This window comes from Alkalicoccus urumqiensis (assembly GCF_002993335.1).
In the GTDB taxonomy this organism is placed as follows: domain Bacteria; phylum Bacillota; class Bacilli; order Bacillales; family Salisediminibacteriaceae; genus Alkalicoccus; species Alkalicoccus urumqiensis.
Map to the genome: position 1 here is coordinate 59,167 of NZ_PVNS01000014.1, position 16,065 is coordinate 75,231.

General features: G+C 52.6%; 15 protein-coding genes and 1 other annotated feature. All 15 genes read right to left on the reverse strand.

What is annotated here, in order from left to right; all coding sequences use genetic code 11:
• Positions 1–69: 69 nt before the first annotated feature.
• Entirely contained in the window at positions 70–3,684 is a 3,615-nt protein-coding gene (gene rpoC / locus C6I21_RS14030; RefSeq protein WP_105960107.1) for a DNA-directed RNA polymerase subunit beta', read from the reverse strand.
• A 36-nt stretch (positions 3,685–3,720) separates the two neighbouring features.
• A complete protein-coding gene (gene rpoB / locus C6I21_RS14035) occupies positions 3,721–7,260 on the reverse strand; it encodes a DNA-directed RNA polymerase subunit beta (RefSeq protein ID WP_105960108.1) in 3,540 nt (1,179 codons plus the stop codon).
• A 361-nt stretch (positions 7,261–7,621) separates the two neighbouring features.
• Positions 7,622–8,230 carry a class I SAM-dependent methyltransferase gene (locus C6I21_RS14040; RefSeq protein WP_105960109.1) on the reverse strand — a complete coding sequence of 203 codons (609 nt, stop codon included), beginning with the start codon at positions 8,228–8,230 and terminating at the stop codon, positions 7,622–7,624.
• A gap of 105 nt (positions 8,231–8,335) precedes the next feature.
• A complete protein-coding gene (gene rplL / locus C6I21_RS14045) occupies positions 8,336–8,695 on the reverse strand; it encodes a 50S ribosomal protein L7/L12 (RefSeq protein ID WP_105960110.1) in 360 nt (119 codons plus the stop codon).
• A 49-nt stretch (positions 8,696–8,744) separates the two neighbouring features.
• On the reverse strand, positions 8,745–9,248 hold the full coding sequence (gene rplJ, locus C6I21_RS14050; protein WP_105960111.1) for a 50S ribosomal protein L10: 504 nt from the start codon (positions 9,246–9,248) through the stop codon (positions 8,745–8,747).
• 53 nt (positions 9,249–9,301) lie between these two features.
• Positions 9,302–9,451: a sequence feature (ribosomal protein L10 leader region), on the reverse strand.
• Between the two features lie 37 nt (positions 9,452–9,488).
• Complete coding sequence (gene rplA / locus C6I21_RS14055; protein WP_105960112.1) at positions 9,489–10,184, reverse strand: 50S ribosomal protein L1; 696 nt, start codon at positions 10,182–10,184, stop codon at positions 9,489–9,491.
• 263 nt (positions 10,185–10,447) lie between these two features.
• Positions 10,448–10,873: a 50S ribosomal protein L11 gene (gene rplK, locus C6I21_RS14060; RefSeq protein ID WP_142393271.1), complete on the reverse strand. Its 426-nt coding sequence runs from the start codon at positions 10,871–10,873 to the stop codon at positions 10,448–10,450.
• Between the two features lie 171 nt (positions 10,874–11,044).
• Entirely contained in the window at positions 11,045–11,578 is a 534-nt protein-coding gene (gene nusG, locus C6I21_RS14065; protein ID WP_105960113.1) for a transcription termination/antitermination protein NusG, read from the reverse strand.
• Positions 11,579–11,644: 66 nt separating this feature from the next.
• Positions 11,645–11,869 (reverse strand): preprotein translocase subunit SecE, encoded by a 225-nt coding sequence (gene secE / locus C6I21_RS16805; protein ID WP_105960114.1) that lies wholly within the window; start codon positions 11,867–11,869, stop codon positions 11,645–11,647.
• A complete protein-coding gene (rpmG, locus tag C6I21_RS14075) occupies positions 11,853–11,999 on the reverse strand; it encodes a 50S ribosomal protein L33 (protein WP_105960115.1) in 147 nt (48 codons plus the stop codon). Before rpmG ends, secE begins: the two co-directional genes overlap by 17 nt.
• A gap of 203 nt (positions 12,000–12,202) precedes the next feature.
• Complete coding sequence (gene sigH, locus C6I21_RS14080; RefSeq protein ID WP_105960116.1) at positions 12,203–12,868, reverse strand: RNA polymerase sporulation sigma factor SigH; 666 nt, start codon at positions 12,866–12,868, stop codon at positions 12,203–12,205.
• 113 nt (positions 12,869–12,981) lie between these two features.
• A complete protein-coding gene (locus C6I21_RS14085; protein ID WP_105960117.1) occupies positions 12,982–13,494 on the reverse strand; it encodes an NYN domain-containing protein in 513 nt (170 codons plus the stop codon).
• On the reverse strand, positions 13,494–14,237 hold the full coding sequence (rlmB, locus tag C6I21_RS14090) for a 23S rRNA (guanosine(2251)-2'-O)-methyltransferase RlmB (protein WP_105960118.1): 744 nt from the start codon (positions 14,235–14,237) through the stop codon (positions 13,494–13,496). The genes C6I21_RS14085 and rlmB overlap by 1 nt, the downstream gene beginning before the upstream one ends.
• Complete coding sequence (locus tag C6I21_RS14095) at positions 14,230–14,655, reverse strand: Mini-ribonuclease 3 (RefSeq protein WP_105960139.1); 426 nt, start codon at positions 14,653–14,655, stop codon at positions 14,230–14,232. The genes rlmB and C6I21_RS14095 overlap by 8 nt, the downstream gene beginning before the upstream one ends.
• Positions 14,656–14,660: 5 nt before the next feature.
• A complete protein-coding gene (gene cysS, locus C6I21_RS14100; RefSeq protein ID WP_105960119.1) occupies positions 14,661–16,061 on the reverse strand; it encodes a cysteine--tRNA ligase in 1,401 nt (466 codons plus the stop codon).
• Positions 16,062–16,065 lie beyond the last annotated feature (4 nt).

Consider the following 16,065-nt stretch of genomic DNA (forward strand, 5'->3'; position numbering starts at 1 on the left):
TCTCTGAGAAAAATGACGTTTTAACAGGAAGGTTCCGGACCGCGGATGTGCGGCCCGGACCGGTGACGCTTATTCCTGATCGCTCACTGTTACTTCTTCGAGTGCCTCTGTATCTTCTTCATGCTTATCCACGTGCTGCATCTGGCGGTAGCGCTGCATGCCGGTTCCGGCAGGTACGAGCTTACCGATAATGACGTTTTCCTTCAGGCCGACAAGCTCATCGCGCTTACCTTTGATGGCTGCGTCTGTAAGCACACGCGTCGTTTCCTGGAAGGAAGCAGCGGAAAGGAAGGAGTCGGTTTCAAGCGACGCTTTCGTGATCCCGAGAAGAACCGGCAGTCCTGTCGCCGGACGTCCACCTTTAATAAGGATGTCCTGGTTGACTTCGTTGAACTGATGAACCTCCACAAGGGATCCCGGAAGTACTTCGGTGTCGCCGGCGTCGATAACACGGACTTTGCGCATCATCTGGCGGACCATGACTTCCACGTGCTTGTCGCCGATTTCAACACCCTGCATCCGGTATACCTTCTGCACTTCACGCAGCAGGTATTCCTGGACACCCTGCACGCCGGATACGGTGAGGAGCTCTTTCGGGTCGATGGAACCTTCGGTCAGTTCCTGTCCCGGCTTCACTTCATCGCCGATATCTACTTTCAGGCGGGCCTGGTAAAGGGTTGGATACGTCCGTGTTTCAATTGCATTCTGCACGACGATCTCTTTCTTGTCGGCGCCTTCACGGATGTCGGAAACTTTCCCTTCGATCTCCGCGATGACAGCCTGACCTTTCGGATTACGTGCTTCGAATACTTCCTGAATACGCGGAAGACCCTGGGTGATGTCGTCTCCTGCTACACCGCCTGTGTGGAATGTACGCATTGTAAGCTGTGTACCCGGCTCACCGATGGACTGGGCAGCAATGATGCCGACTGCTTCGCCGACTTCTACTTCTGCACCGGTCGCAAGGTTTCTGCCGTAGCACTTCTTACACGAACCGTGGCGGGTGTCACAGGTGAAGACCGAACGGATAAGAACGGTTTTGACACCGGCGTCTTCAATCACTTTCGCTGTATCTTCATCGATCTCTTCATTACGGGAAGCAAGCAGTCTGCCGTCTTCCGGATGATAGATGTTCTGGAAGGAGGCACGGCCGACAAGGCGGTCGTAAAGCGGCTCAATGACTTCGGAGCCTTCCTGAATCGCAGATACTTCCAGTCCGCGGTCGGTGCCGCAGTCCTCTTCACGGATGATAACATCCTGTGCCACGTCGACGAGACGGCGGGTAAGATACCCGGAATCGGCTGTCTTCAGTGCGGTATCGGCAAGACCTTTACGCGCACCGTGTGTGGAGATGAAGTACTCGAGTACCGTCAGACCTTCACGGAAACTGGATTTGATCGGAAGCTCGATGATCCGTCCGGATGGATTCGCCATCAGACCACGCATACCCGCAAGCTGAGTGAAGTTGGATGCGTTACCACGCGCTCCGGAATCACTCATCATAAAGATCGGGTTCGTTTTCTCCAGGGTGCCGAGAAGCTTCTCCTGGATTACGTCTTTGGCGCTGCTCCATACTTCAATGACCTTGTCATAGCGCTCTTCTTCGGTAATCAGACCACGGCGGAACTGCTTGGAAATCTTGGCGACACGCTCTTCCGCGTCATCGAGGATTTCCTGCTTGTCCTTCAGTACGACGATATCGGATACACCGATCGTAATACCGGCTTTCGTGGAGTAGTAGAAACCGAGATCCTTCATCTTATCAAGCATGACAGATGTTTCGGAAATCTTGAACTTCTTAAAGACTTCAGCAATGATATCGCCGAGGAAGCCTTTTTTGAACGGAAGGACAAGATCTCGTTCTGCAAATTCCTTTTTAATGTCCGTATCCGGCTTCACGAAATAGCGGGACGGTGTTTCGATTTCCAGGTTATCTGCCGTCGGTTCATTCAGATATGGGAAGGACTTCGGCAGAATTTCGTTGAAAATGACCTTTCCGGTCGTTGTGAGAAGCAGGTGGTCTGCATACTCCTCGCGGAAATTGGCTTTGTTGATCGATTTCACCGGCAGAGCAATCCGTGTATGAAGGTGCACATAGCCGTTCTGATAGGCCGTGAGCACTTCATCCGGGCTGTTGAAAGTGTTGCCTTCGCCGACAGCGCCTTCGCGCTCGAGCGTCAGGTAATAGTTACCGAGAACCATATCCTGGGAAGGTGTAACAACCGGCTTGCCGTCCTTCGGGTTCAGGATATTCTGTGCTGCAAGCATAAGGAGACGGGATTCCGCCTGTGCTTCTGCAGAAAGCGGTACGTGGACAGCCATCTGGTCCCCGTCAAAGTCTGCGTTGTAGGCAGTACATACGAGCGGGTGAAGCTTAATCGCACGGCCTTCCACGAGCGTCGGTTCGAATGCCTGGATACCGAGACGGTGAAGTGTCGGTGCACGGTTCAGCAGTACCGGGTGCTCCCGGATGACGGCTTCAAGTACATCCCATACTTCCGGATGAACACGCTCGACCTTACGCTTGGCGCTCTTGATGTTGTGCGCCAGGCCTTTGCTGACAAGCTCCTTCATGACGAATGGCTTGAACAGTTCAAGTGCCATTTCCTTCGGCAGCCCGCACTGATACATCTTCAGGCTCGGCCCGACGACGATAACGGAACGACCGGAATAGTCGACACGCTTACCCAGAAGGTTCTGACGGAAACGTCCCTGCTTACCTTTCAGCATATGGGAAAGGGATTTCAGCGGACGGTTACCCGGTCCTGTAACCGGACGTCCACGGCGGCCGTTATCGATCAGTGCATCGACAGCTTCCTGAAGCATACGCTTCTCGTTCTGTACGATAATGCTCGGCGCACCGAGATCGAGAAGACGCTTTAAGCGGTTGTTCCGGTTGATCACACGGCGGTACAGATCGTTCAGGTCGGACGTTGCAAAACGGCCGCCGTCGAGCTGTACCATCGGACGCAGTTCCGGTGGAATAACCGGAAGTACGTCGAGGACCATCCAGCTTGGATCGTTATCGGAATGACGGAAGGCTTCAATGACTTCCAGGCGCTTGATCGCACGTGTGCGGCGCTGCCCCTGGGCAGTTTCGAGCTCTTCTTTCAGCATGTTTGCTTCTTTGTCGAGGTCGATTTCCTCAAGCAGACGGCGGATAGCTTCCGCACCCATATCTGCCGAGAAAGTACGGCCGTACTTGTCGCGGTAGCTGCGGTACTCTTTTTCCGACAGGAGCTGCTTCTGCTCCAGCGGTGTATCGCCTGCATCTGTTACGACGTAGGAAGCAAAGTAAATTACTTCTTCCAGCGAGCGGGGGGACATGTCGAGAACAAGCCCCATCCGGCTCGGGATTCCTTTGAAGTACCAGATGTGGGAGACAGGGGCAGCAAGCTCAATGTGCCCCATACGCTCCCGGCGGACCTTCGCACGGGTTACTTCCACGCCGCACCGGTCGCAGACAACACCTTTATAGCGTACACGCTTATATTTTCCGCAGTGACATTCCCAGTCTTTTGTCGGGCCGAAAATACGTTCACAGAACAGCCCGTCTTTTTCCGGCTTCAGCGTACGGTAGTTGATTGTTTCCGGCTTTTTCACTTCTCCGCGGGACCAAGAGCGGATCTTGTCCGAGGAAGCAAGGCCGATTTTCATATATTCAAAGTTATTTACATCTATCAAGGGGCCAACCTCCCTTTCAGCATTCGAATTGACCGGTTACGCGTTCGACTCGCCTGATTCGAGGTTCAGGTTCAGCTTTTCGTTCGCCTGCTCTTCTTCCTCGTCAATTTCCAGCATGTCGATTTCTTCATCATTGCTTGAAAGCATCTTGACGTCCATACCGAGACTCTGCAGCTCTTTGATCAGTACCTTGAAGGATTCCGGTACTCCCGGCTCCGGTACATTTTCCCCTTTGACGATCGCTTCGTATGTTTTCACACGGCCGATCGTGTCATCGGATTTCACTGTGAGAATCTCCTGAAGCGTGTAGGCAGCACCGTAGGCTTCCAGTGCCCATACCTCCATCTCGCCGAAACGCTGGCCACCGAACTGTGCTTTACCACCGAGCGGCTGCTGCGTGACGAGAGAGTATGGTCCGGTGGAACGTGCGTGAAGCTTGTCGTCCACCATGTGTGCCAGTTTGATCATATACATGACGCCGACAGAAACACGGCTGTCAAACGGTTCACCGGTACGGCCATCGTAGAGGACGGTTTTTCCGTCGCGGGCCATGCCGGCTTCTTCGATCGTCGACCAGACATCTTCCTCGTTCGCTCCGTCAAATACCGGTGTGGCAATATGGAGTCCGAGCTGACGTGCAGCCATTCCCATATGCAGCTCGAGTACCTGACCGATGTTCATACGTGATGGAACACCGAGCGGGTTCAGCATGATGTCGATCGGCGTACCGTCCGGCAGGTAAGGCATATCCTCTTCCGGAAGGATTTTTGAGATAACACCTTTGTTACCGTGACGACCGGCCATTTTATCCCCTTCGTGAATCTTCCGCTTCTGTACGATATAGACACGCACAAGCTGGTTGACACCCGGTGGCAGCTCATCGCCGTCCTCCCGGTTGAAGATCTTCACATCCAGTACGATGCCGTCTCCACCGTGCGGAGCGCGGAGGGAAGTGTCACGTACTTCACGGGCTTTTTCCCCGAAAATGGCGTGGAGGAGACGCTCTTCTGCAGTCAGCTCTGTGACACCCTTCGGCGTTACTTTACCAACGAGAATATCGCTGTCTTTCACTTCCGCACCGACGCGGATAATACCGCGCTCATCGAGGTTCCGGAGCGCATCGTCGCCGACGTTTGGAATGTCGCGCGTGATTTCTTCCGGCCCGAGCTTCGTATCGCGGGCTTCCGACTCGTATTCCTCAATGTGAATCGACGTGTATACGTCATCTTTGACGAGACGCTCACTGAGAATGATCGCATCCTCGTAGTTGTAGCCGTCCCATGTCATAAAGCCGACGAGAACGTTCTGGCCGAGAGCCATCTCCCCTTTTTCCATGGAGGAGCCGTCCGCCAGGATTTCTCCTTTTTCTACGACCATGCCTTCCGATACAATCGGACGCTGGTTGTAGCAGGTACCCTGGTTGGAGCGTTCGAACTTCGTCATGTTGTAGCGCTTGATGTCGCCTTCCACTTCACGACCGTCGATCTCCTTGATCTCGCGGATATCGACATGATCGGCAGAGACGCGTTCCACGCGGCCCGGATGCCGTGCAACGATTGCTGCACCGGAGTCCTTGGCGGAAACGTATTCCATACCGGTACCGACAAGCGGCGAATGCGGCTCCAGAAGAGGTACCGCCTGACGCTGCATGTTCGCACCCATCAGGGCACGGTTGGAGTCGTCGTTTTCAAGGAATGGAATACAAGCCGTTGCAGCAGAAACTACCTGCTTCGGAGAAACGTCCATGTAGTCAACCCGGTCACGGGCAACGATGATGTTCTCACCACGGAAGCGGCAGATAATATTCTCATCTACAAAACGGCCTTCTTCGTCGAGCTTCGCATTTGCCTGGGCGACGACGTAGTTGTCCTCTTCGTCCGCTGTCAGGTAGTCCACTTCCCGCGTGACAATCTCTTCATCATGATTCACACGGCGGTACGGAGACTCGATAAATCCGAATTTATTCACTTTCGCAAAAGAGGAAAGCGAGTTGATCAGACCGATGTTCGGTCCTTCCGGTGTTTCAATCGGACACATACGCCCGTAGTGGGAGTAGTGTACGTCTCGAACTTCAAAGCCGGCACGCTCACGTGTCAGACCGCCGGGTCCAAGTGCCGAGAGACGGCGCTTGTGCGTCAGCTCTGCCAGTGGGTTCGTCTGATCCATGAACTGGGAAAGCTGGGAGCTTCCGAAGAACTCTTTGATCGACGCAATGACCGGACGGATATTGATCAGCGCCTGCGGCGTAATCATATTCGCATCCTGAATGGACATACGCTCACGTACGACACGTTCCATACGGGAAAGACCGATGCGGAACTGGTTCTGAAGAAGCTCTCCGACAGAACGCAGACGACGGTTTCCGAGGTGGTCAATGTCATCGGTATTGCCGACGCCGTGCAGCAGGTTGAAGAAATAGCTGATGGAGGAGACGATGTCCGCCGGCGTAATGTTTTTAATCGACTTATCGATCTGACCGTTGGCGATGACTTTAATCGGCGTGTCTTCTTCCTGTGTCTGGGAGTAGATCATGACCGTCTGTACATCGACATCTTCGTCATCAATGACGCCGCCCTGAAGGTTGTAGCGCGTCAGGCCGACACCCTGCTCAAAGTAAGGAATAAGGCGGTCCAGCACACGGCGGTCCACAAGCGTTCCTTCTTCTGCAAGAACCTCTCCTGTTTCCGTATCCACAAGCGTTTCTGCAAGGCGCTGGTTGAACAGGCGGTTTTTAATATGAAGCTTTTTGTTCATTTTGTACCGTCCAACGTTGGCAAGATCGTAGCGCTTCGGATCAAAGAAACGGGATTCCAGAAGGCTTCTCGCACTCTCTACCGTCGGCGGCTCACCAGGGCGGAGACGCTCATAAATTTCAAGAAGCGCCTTCTCCGAACCGTCGGTGTTGTCTTTTTCCAGTGTGTTGCGCAGGTATTCATCTTCTCCGAGGAGATCGATGATTTCCTGATCGGAGCCGAACCCGAGCGCACGCAGAAGAACCGTTACCGGGATCTTCCGGGTACGGTCGATCCGGACATACACGACGTCCTTGGCATCCGTTTCCAGCTCCAGCCATGCACCACGGTTTGGAATAACAGTGGTGGTGAAGCCTTTCTTTCCGTTCTTATCAAATTTCTTGCTGAAATACACACTCGGCGAGCGGACGAGCTGGGAAACGATAACGCGCTCTGCACCATTGATGACAAAGGTACCGGTATCGGTCATCAGAGGGAAATCCCCCATGAAGACTTCCTGCTCCTTCACTTCCCCGGTCTCTTTATTAATGAGACGGACTTTTACCCGCAGCGGGGCGGAATAGGTGACGTCTCTCTCTTTGGATTCATCAACCGGGTATTTTGGCTCTCCCAGGCTGTATCCAACAAATTCAAGCACAAGATTTCCAGTGAAATCCTCAATTGGAGAAATATCCTGGAACATATCCTGTATACCTTCTTCAAGAAACCAGTCGTAGGAAGCTGTCTGAATTTCAATCAAGTTGGGCAGATCCAGCACTTCATTGATCCGGGCATAGCTTCTTCTCTGGCGGTGGCGACCATACTGAACTAGTTGACCTGTCAACTCATTCACCCCTCAAGACTAACGTTTTTATCATCAAAAGACCGGAAAACGGCCTTTGACTGACAGCATGTTTCATGTTTCGCGCATTGTGGAATGTGTCAGATTGGATTGCAGCTCCTGAACACAGAGGATATAATGTAGACGCGGTGCGGTGATTAAACTCCGGAAACAAAGAAAAAAAGGGTTCGGAACGATTCCTCATGCATAAATTCCTCTACATTGATCGTTTGTGTACACTCACCCTTTTTCTACGTATTTCCATATTCAACTGCTGATTCGATTACTGACGCTGCGACAGAAGGGCGCAATACCCCTATTATCGTATTCATACGCATTAAATAACATTAACACAGCGCATTACCTACGTCAATGTTTTTTCTGCAGCAAAGATGAAATATCCCTTCGACTTTGCTTTTGTCTCCACATGGAAGCCGAGGTCCTGAAGCTTCTGCTTCGTGGACGGTGCCCCCTGCTTCTTCTGAATAACGACGTACAATACACCTCCGGGCCGGAGCACTTCCCACGCCCCTTCGTACAATTGGAAAACGACGTCTTTACCGGCACGGATCGGCGGGTTGGTGACAACCGCTGCATAGGTGCCCGGCTCTTCTCCCTCCATCAGGTTCTGCTGACGGACGGTCACATTTCCGAGGCGCTGCCGTTCGGCGTTCGCTCTGGACAATTCGGCCGACCGTTCATTGATATCCACGAGAACTACTTCCCGCTCCGGACACCAGGATGCAATCGTGAGCCCGAGCGGCCCCCAGCCGCAGCCGGCATCCAGTACCGGTCCATCCACAGAAGGTGCTTCCCACGATTCCAGCAGCAGCCGGGATCCGAAATCAAGCCCGCCTCTCGAAAACACGCCGCGGTCCACCCAGAACGGCATGCTCTTTCCGCTTATATCCAGTTCGATTGTTTCTTTCCGGCTTTCCGTTCCCGGACGCCGGGAGTAATAGTGTTCACTCACGCCGATATCCCCCTTCCTTCGTTTCACAGAACCGTTTTTCTTCCGCGGTAGAAAAAAGGCCCGTCCCGGAGAATCTCCGAAACGAGCCTTTTCGATAACGAGCGCTTACTTGAGCTCGATTTTCGCTCCTGCTTCTTCGAGCTTTGCTTTCATTTCGTCTGCTTCTTCTTTCTCTACGCCCTCTTTAACTGGGGACGGAGCACCATCAACAAGTGCTTTTGCTTCTTTCAGGCCAAGACCAGTGATTTCACGTACGATCTTGATTACGCCGATCTTGGAAGAACCAGCGTCTTCAAGTACTACGTCAAATTCAGTCTGCTCTTCAGCTGCTGCTTCTCCGCCGCCTGCTACTGCTACCGGCGCTGCTGCTGTTACACCAAACTCTTCTTCAATTGCTTTTACAAGATCGTTCAGTTCGAGTACGGACATTTCCTTGACCGCATCAATAATCTCTTGATTTGTCATGATTGTTGCCTCCTATAAAATAATTTATGACGCTGCCTTAACGGTCAGCTTACGCGCTCTCTTCTTCTTCCTTCTTGTCGGCAACGGCTTTCGTTGCGATGGCCAGTCCGCGGATTGGCGCCTGCAGGACGTTTGCAAACATGGAAAGCAGTCCTTCGTAGGAAGGAAGGTTTGCCAGTGCTTTAATCTGGTCCAGCGTTGCAACCTCACCGTCGATAACGCCGGCTTTCAGTTCGAGGGCTTCGTGCTCTTTAGCAAAGTTGTTGAGGATCTTTGCAGGAGCTACGACATCGTCGTAACCGAAAGCGATCGCTGTCGGCCCGGCAAGCTGCTCGTCGAGGTCGGTAAGACCTGTTTCTGCTGTAGCACGGCGGACCATTGTGTTTTTATACACTTTGAAGTCAATGCCGGCTTCGCGGAGCTGCTTGCGGAGCTCGGTTGATTCCGCTACATCCAGACCACGGTAGTCCACAACGATCGTGGATTTGCTGTCCTTCAGCTTCTGCGTGATTTCCTGAACCACCTGCTGCTTTTGTTCAATCACTGCGCTCATTCATGACACCTCCTGTACGTACGATTCAATTCATACCTGGCTGTCCAGGGTGCGGAGGCATAAAAATGCCTCCACATCCGCAGACATGGAGGCACGCGTTCATATGCACTGCTTGAAAAGCTGTGCTTTATCGCCTGACACCTCGGCAGGGAATCTTTAAGCCCGGAGGCCCCTGCTGTCTACGGTATGATCTATTAGATTCACAACCAGTAGTATAACCCGCTGAAAAGCGGCTGTCAACTACAGTTTGAATTCGTTCGTCGATACTTTGATGCCAGGTCCCATTGTTGCTGCAACAGAAACGTTCTTGATGTACGTTCCTTTTGCTGCCTGCGGCTTCGCTTTTACAATGGTGTCCATCATCGCACGGAAGTTATCTTCCAGCTTCTGCTGATCAAAAGACGCTTTTCCGATCGGTACGTGCAGGTTACCGGTTTTGTCCACGCGGTACTCTACTTTACCTGCTTTGATTTCTTCCACTGCTTTCGTTACATCAAATGTAACGGTGCCTGTTTTCGGGTTCGGCATCAGACCACGTGGTCCGAGTACACGGCCGAGCTTACCAACCTGAGCCATCATGTCCGGCGTTGCAACAACAACGTCGAAATCCATCCAGCCCTGCTGTACCTGGTTGATCAGATCTTCCTCACCTACAAAATCAGCACCTGCCTGCTCTGCTTCCTTCGCTTTTTCGCCTTTTGCGAAAACAGCAACGCGCTGGGTTTTACCAGTGCCGTGCGGAAGTACAACAGCGCCGCGGATCTGCTGGTCTGCCTTCTTCGGGTCAACACCGAGACGGGCAGCAAGCTCAACGGTCTCATCAAAGTTTGCACTTGCAGTTTTCTGTACGAGTTCTACTGCTTCAGACGGGCTGTACGCTTTGTCGCGGTCAACCATCTTCAGCGCATCTTCGTACTTTTTGCTTACTTTAGCCAATGTTAGTTCCTCCTCGTTGTGGTTTTAGCGGTTAAACCTCCCACTGCTGTGGAGATGCGGAGCACCCCCGGACGCGGGTATCAACCGGATTTCTGTTTTCTTCACCGGCACGGGCTGTCTGCCTCGGAAAACGACCGGATGCCTTTCCTGACGTCCTTTGAACCAGCCCTGCCTTTTCCGAAGATGAAAAGACATGATAAAGGTTGCGATCCTGTGCCGAAACAGGGAGGATCCGCAACCTCTGGGATCATTTAATACTCAGCTTACTCTTCGATCGTGATTCCCATGCTTCGGGCTGTACCTTCAACCATGCGCATAGCTGCATCTACATCAGCTGCGTTCAGGTCAGGCATTTTTGTTTCAGCGATCTCACGCACCTGATCACGCTTAACCGAAGCGACTTTGTTCTTGTGCGGCTCACCGGAACCGGATTCGATTCCTGCTGCCTTCTTCAGAAGAACCGCAGCCGGCGGAGTCTTCGTAATGAATGTGAAAGAACGGTCTTCAAATACGGTGATTTCAACCGGAATGATAAGACCAGCCCGCTCCTGCGTCTGAGCGTTGAATTCTTTACAGAATCCCATGATATTTATCCCCGCTTGACCTAGTGCAGGTCCTACCGGCGGTGCTGGATTCGCTTTCCCAGCTGGAATTTGCAGTTTGACAACTTTAATAACCTTCTTTGCCACGCGACACACCTCCTTAAGTCCGTGATGTGGTCCAGCGAGCGTTTCTGCGCTCTCCCACTCAAAAAACCTGCGATTTCGCAGGAAAAACGTGAACAAAATGTCCACGTTCCATAGCAACATTCAAATTCTATCACTTCAGTTCCTGATTGACAAGGACTTTTCGTGACAGATTTATATTTTTTCTACTTGATTGAAGTCCAGCTCCACCGGTGTCTCCCGGCCGAACATATTGACGTGGACTTTCAGCTTCTGCTTCTCGGCAGAAATATCTTCGATCGTTCCGGTGAAATCCGCAAACGGACCTTCTTTTACTTTGACCGGCTCTTTCAGTTCAAAGTCCACTTCATGACGCGGTGCTTCCACACCCATCTGACGGAGGATGGTGTCTGCCTCTTCCTGAAGAAGCGGCGTCGGTTTCGATCCTGCGCCGGTGGAGCCGACAAATCCTGTTACACCCGGCGTGTTCCGGACAACGTACCAGGAATCGTCTGTCATGACCATTTCCACGATGACATAGCCGGGAAATACTTTTTTCGTCACCTGTTTGCTTTTTCCGTTTTTAATTTCCGTCTCTTCCTCTACAGGAACGAGCACGCGGAAAATTTTATCGACCATATCCATGGACTCGACGCGCTTTTCCAGGTTCGTTTTTACTTTGTTCTCATAGCCGGAGTACGTGTGTACTACATACCAGTTTTTCTCCATAAGGTGTCAGGGAATCCCTGTCGTCCCTCCTTTTTTTCAATCCAGATTTCAGGCCGCGGCCTGTCGTTAGTTCGTAATAAGCTGCAGCAGGGACGAAATGACAAAATCAGAAGCTGCGAAGAAAACAGCCATGAATGCCACCGTTGCGACCACGACTCCTGTATATTTACGGAGTTCTTTTCCTGTCGGCCATGTGACGCGCTTCATCTCTGTCGTTACTTCTTTAAGAAATGCAACCGGGTTTTTCTGTGCCAATACGTTCACCTTCCTCTCTTCAACGGGTTTCCGCATGTAAGGTATGCTTCCCGCATGTCGTACAGTACTTCTTTATCTGCAGTCGTTTGTGCTGATCGTTTGCCGATTTCGTTGTCGTATAATTCCGTGTCAGACAAATAGTACAGGCGAGGGTTGTCTTCTGCATTGCTTTCTCCCTCCCTACACGTCTACATACTAGTTGAATTTATCACAGGAGCTGTTCTCCGTCAATGACGCTCCGGCAGAGAGAATGCGCCGGACATTTCTGTCTGCATGCGGCCCACCCTGCGGATGCACGGCTCCCCCTCCGGTAGAAAAAACGTCCCGGGCCGGGGATTCCGGCGCACGGGACGCGGCTTACACGCATCGTTACTGAGTGTCGGGAAACGGAAATTCTTTCAGGTCCACGTACCGCTCCATTTTTTTCTTCACCCGCTGCAGCGCGTTATCGATCGATTTGACGTGCCGGTTCAGATCTTCGGAAATCTGCTGGTACGTCCGGCCGTCCAGGTACTGAAACAGCACTTCCTGCTCCAGCGGGCTTAACAGCTCACTCATCTTTACTTCCGCTGCTTTTGAGTCCTCCTGATGAATCAGCATCTGCTCGGGTGTGAGCGTGCCGCTGCCGCAGAGGATGTCGAGAAGCGTCCGCTCGTTATCCTCATCGTAGATCGGCTTATCGAGAGAGACATAGGAGTTGAGCGGAATGTGCTTCTGCCTCGTCGCTGTTTTAATCGCCGTAATAATCTGGCGGCCGATGCAGAGATCCGCAAATGCACGGAACGACGACTGTTTATCCCCCTGAAAATCCCGGATGGCCTTGTACAGACCGATCAGCCCTTCCTGCACGATATCCTCGTGGTCGGCGCCGACGAGAAAGTACGGACGCGCCTTGATCCGGACAAACTTTTTGTACTTGGTAATCAAATGCTCAAGGGCCCCGCTGTCTCCTTCGCGTACATACCGAACCAAGGTTTCATCATCCGCCTCATGATACTTCTGATACCGGTCTGTTTGAACGAGATCTACGGCCACGGCAATCCCTCCGACAATTCGATTCTTCAGGGAATCCAAGCACTGCTTTTATGGATAAAACGCTCCTGATAGTACCACAAGTATACTAGATAAAAAAGGAAAACGTCAATGTGTTACCGCTTTCCGCGGCGCCATTTTTCAAAAAGTTCTGCCATTTCCTTCGAAATCGGCAGTTTTGTCCGTGCTGCTGTCCGCTTCGTCTCTTCTACTTCGAACTGTATTCCTTTTTCGATCTGGTTCATTTCCGTACGCAGCTCCCGGGCGGATTTCCGGTAGGCCCCGCTTGCGAAAATGACCCGCTGTTCGACGAAATCGGACGTAGCCACATAAATCTGGCGGTCGACGCGGAGCGTTTCATTCACTAGTTTTTCAATACGCTCGTCTGCCGTTTCATTTTCTTTCGTGTAGACGATGCCGATATCGTAGCGGCGGTATTTCTTCCCGAGACCCGGTACCATGTGGGCATCGAAGACAATCGTGACCTCGATACCCGTATAGGCCTGGTATTCCGCCATTTTTTCAATCAGTTCATCGCGCGCGCCTTCAAGATCTGTCTCCTGGCGCGCTTTCAGCTCCGGCCAGTCACCAATAATGTTGTAGCCGTCGACGAACAAGAGTCCTTTCATCACGATCCGGCTCCGTCCGTTCCGCGCTGCCGGATCACTTCATACATGAGAAGCGATGCGGCGACGGAGGCGTTCAGTGAGGTAACCTTTCCAAGAAGCGGCAGCCGGACGAGGAAGTCGCATGACTCCCGTACAAGCCGGCTGATGCCACTGCCTTCACTGCCGATGACCAGTCCAAGCGGCATATCGTAGTCCGCCTGACGGTAGTCCACCTCTCCCGACGCATCCGTTCCGGCAAACCAGAGCCCCTGCTTTTTTAAGGAAGCCATCGTTTTCGCCAGGTTTGTCACACGCACGACAGGTACGTACTCCATCGCGCCGGCGGAGGCTTTCGCCACTGTCGATGTCAATCCGACGGAGCGCCGCTTCGGTATAATCACGCCATGGGCGCCGCAGGCATCCGCCGTCCGGAGAATCGATCCGAGATTGTGCGGATCCTCCAGCTCATCCAGCAGAATGAAAAACGGTTCTTCCCCGCGGGCTTCAGCGGCCGCGAACAAATCATCCAGTTCGGCGTACTCATGGACGGCAACATAGGCGATGACGCCCTGATGCGTTTCTTTCGTAATCTGATCGAGCTTCTGCCGAGGCACCTGCTGCACCTGAATTTTCTTGTCGCGGCACAGCTTGACGATCTCCCCCATGCGGCCGGTTCCTTCCTGAATCAGCACTTTATGAATGGAGCGTCCGCTCCGGAGTGCTTCCAGCACCGGGTTTTTCCCGGCAACGTAATCTTCAGCCATTGGTATGTTCCTCCTTTCGTTCCACGTGATCGAGACAGAAGCGGATCAGTTCATCCATCCGCTCCTCCTCTTCAATTAAATATAAATAACCGATCAGCGCTTCAAGCGCTGTACTGCTCTGGTACGTTTTTCGGCTTGTGTTTTTCGGAATCGTACCGGATTTGGCATTTTTACCGCGCCGGACGACCGCCTCCTCCTCTTCCGTGAGAAGGTCGTTTTCAAACACCGCGTCCAGCATGCCTGCCTGTGCTTTTGCAGAGACGTAGCGCGTCGCTTCCCGGTGCAGACGGTTCGGCCGGACTTTTCCTTCCGAGAGAAGGCGGTACCGGACATACATATCGAGTACGCCGTCTCCCATGTAGGCAAGTGCCAGCGCATTCAGCTGCTTTGGTTCAGTCACCGTGCGGCCTAGACGCATATCACTCATGCGCGCTTCCACCTCGTTCCCTGCGGCGTGTCCTCCAGGATAATTCCCTGCTCCTGCAGCGTATCCCGGATTTCATCGGCCCGCTGGAACTGGCGCGTCCGGCGTGCCTCCTCCCGCTCTTCGATCAGGTTTTCGATATCCGCATCGAGCATATCGTTTTTCTTTCCAAGCTCCATGCCGAGTACGTACGCCATGTCATCGAATTCCGTTAAAAAGGCGGTGAGCACGTCTTTATTGACGTGCTTTTCCTGCAGATAGCGGTTCGCCTGGCGGACGAGATCAAATAGAACAGCCGCAGCGTTCGCACTGTTGAAGTCATCGTCCATCGCTTCGATAAAGCGGCGCTGGTGCTCACTGATGAGCGTTTTCCAGGAGTCTTCGTCTTCTCCGAGCCCCACGGTCTCCTCCAGACGAAAACGGATGTTTTCATACGTGGTCTTGATCCGCTCCAGGCTTGCAGCCGCACTCGAGAGCTGTTCGTCGCTGAAGTTGATCGGACTGCGGTAATGGGCGTTCACGATAAAGAAGCGCACGACTTCGGGATCGAATTCCTGAATAATATCGTGGACGAGAATGAAGTTGCCGAGTGACTTGGACATTTTCTCATTGTCGATATTAATGTAGCCGTTATGAATCCAGTAGTTCGCCATCTTCTTCTCGTTCAGCGCCTCCGACTGGGCAATTTCATTTTCATGGTGCGGAAAAGACAGGTCCTGGCCGCCGGCGTGGATATCGATCGTCTCGCCGAGGTATTTTTTCACCATCGCCGAGCACTCGATGTGCCAGCCCGGTCGCCCTTCGCCCCACGGACTCTCCCAGGAGATCTCTCCTTCTTTCGCTGCTTTCCAGAGAACGAAATCAAGCGGGTCTTCCTTCTTCTCCCCGACCTCGATCCGGGCGCCTGCCTGCAGGTCATCGACGGACTGGTGCGAGAGCTTGCCGTACCCGTCAAAACGGCGTGTGCGGAAGTAGACATCGCCCTGGGAGGCATAGGCGTAGCCTTTTTCAATTAATTTATCGATGAATGTAATAATATCCGGCATCGTCTCCGTCACCCGCGGGTGCAGATCGGCTTTTTTTACACCGAGCGCGCCGGTATCTTCGTGATAGGCTTCGATAAACCGCTCCGCGATGGCCATCACGTCTTCGTCCATTTCCTCCGCTGCTTTGATGATTTTGTCATCAACGTCTGTAAAGTTGGAAACATAATTCACGTCATAGCCGCGGTATTCAAAGTAGCGCCGGACCATATCAAAAACGACCGCCGGGCGGGCATTGCCGATATGAATATAGTTGTAGACGGTCGGTCCGCAGACGTACATGGAAACTTTCCCCTCTTCGATCGGTTCGAAGGGTTCTTTCTGTCGTGTCAATGTATTATAAAGCTGAATCGCCATGAAG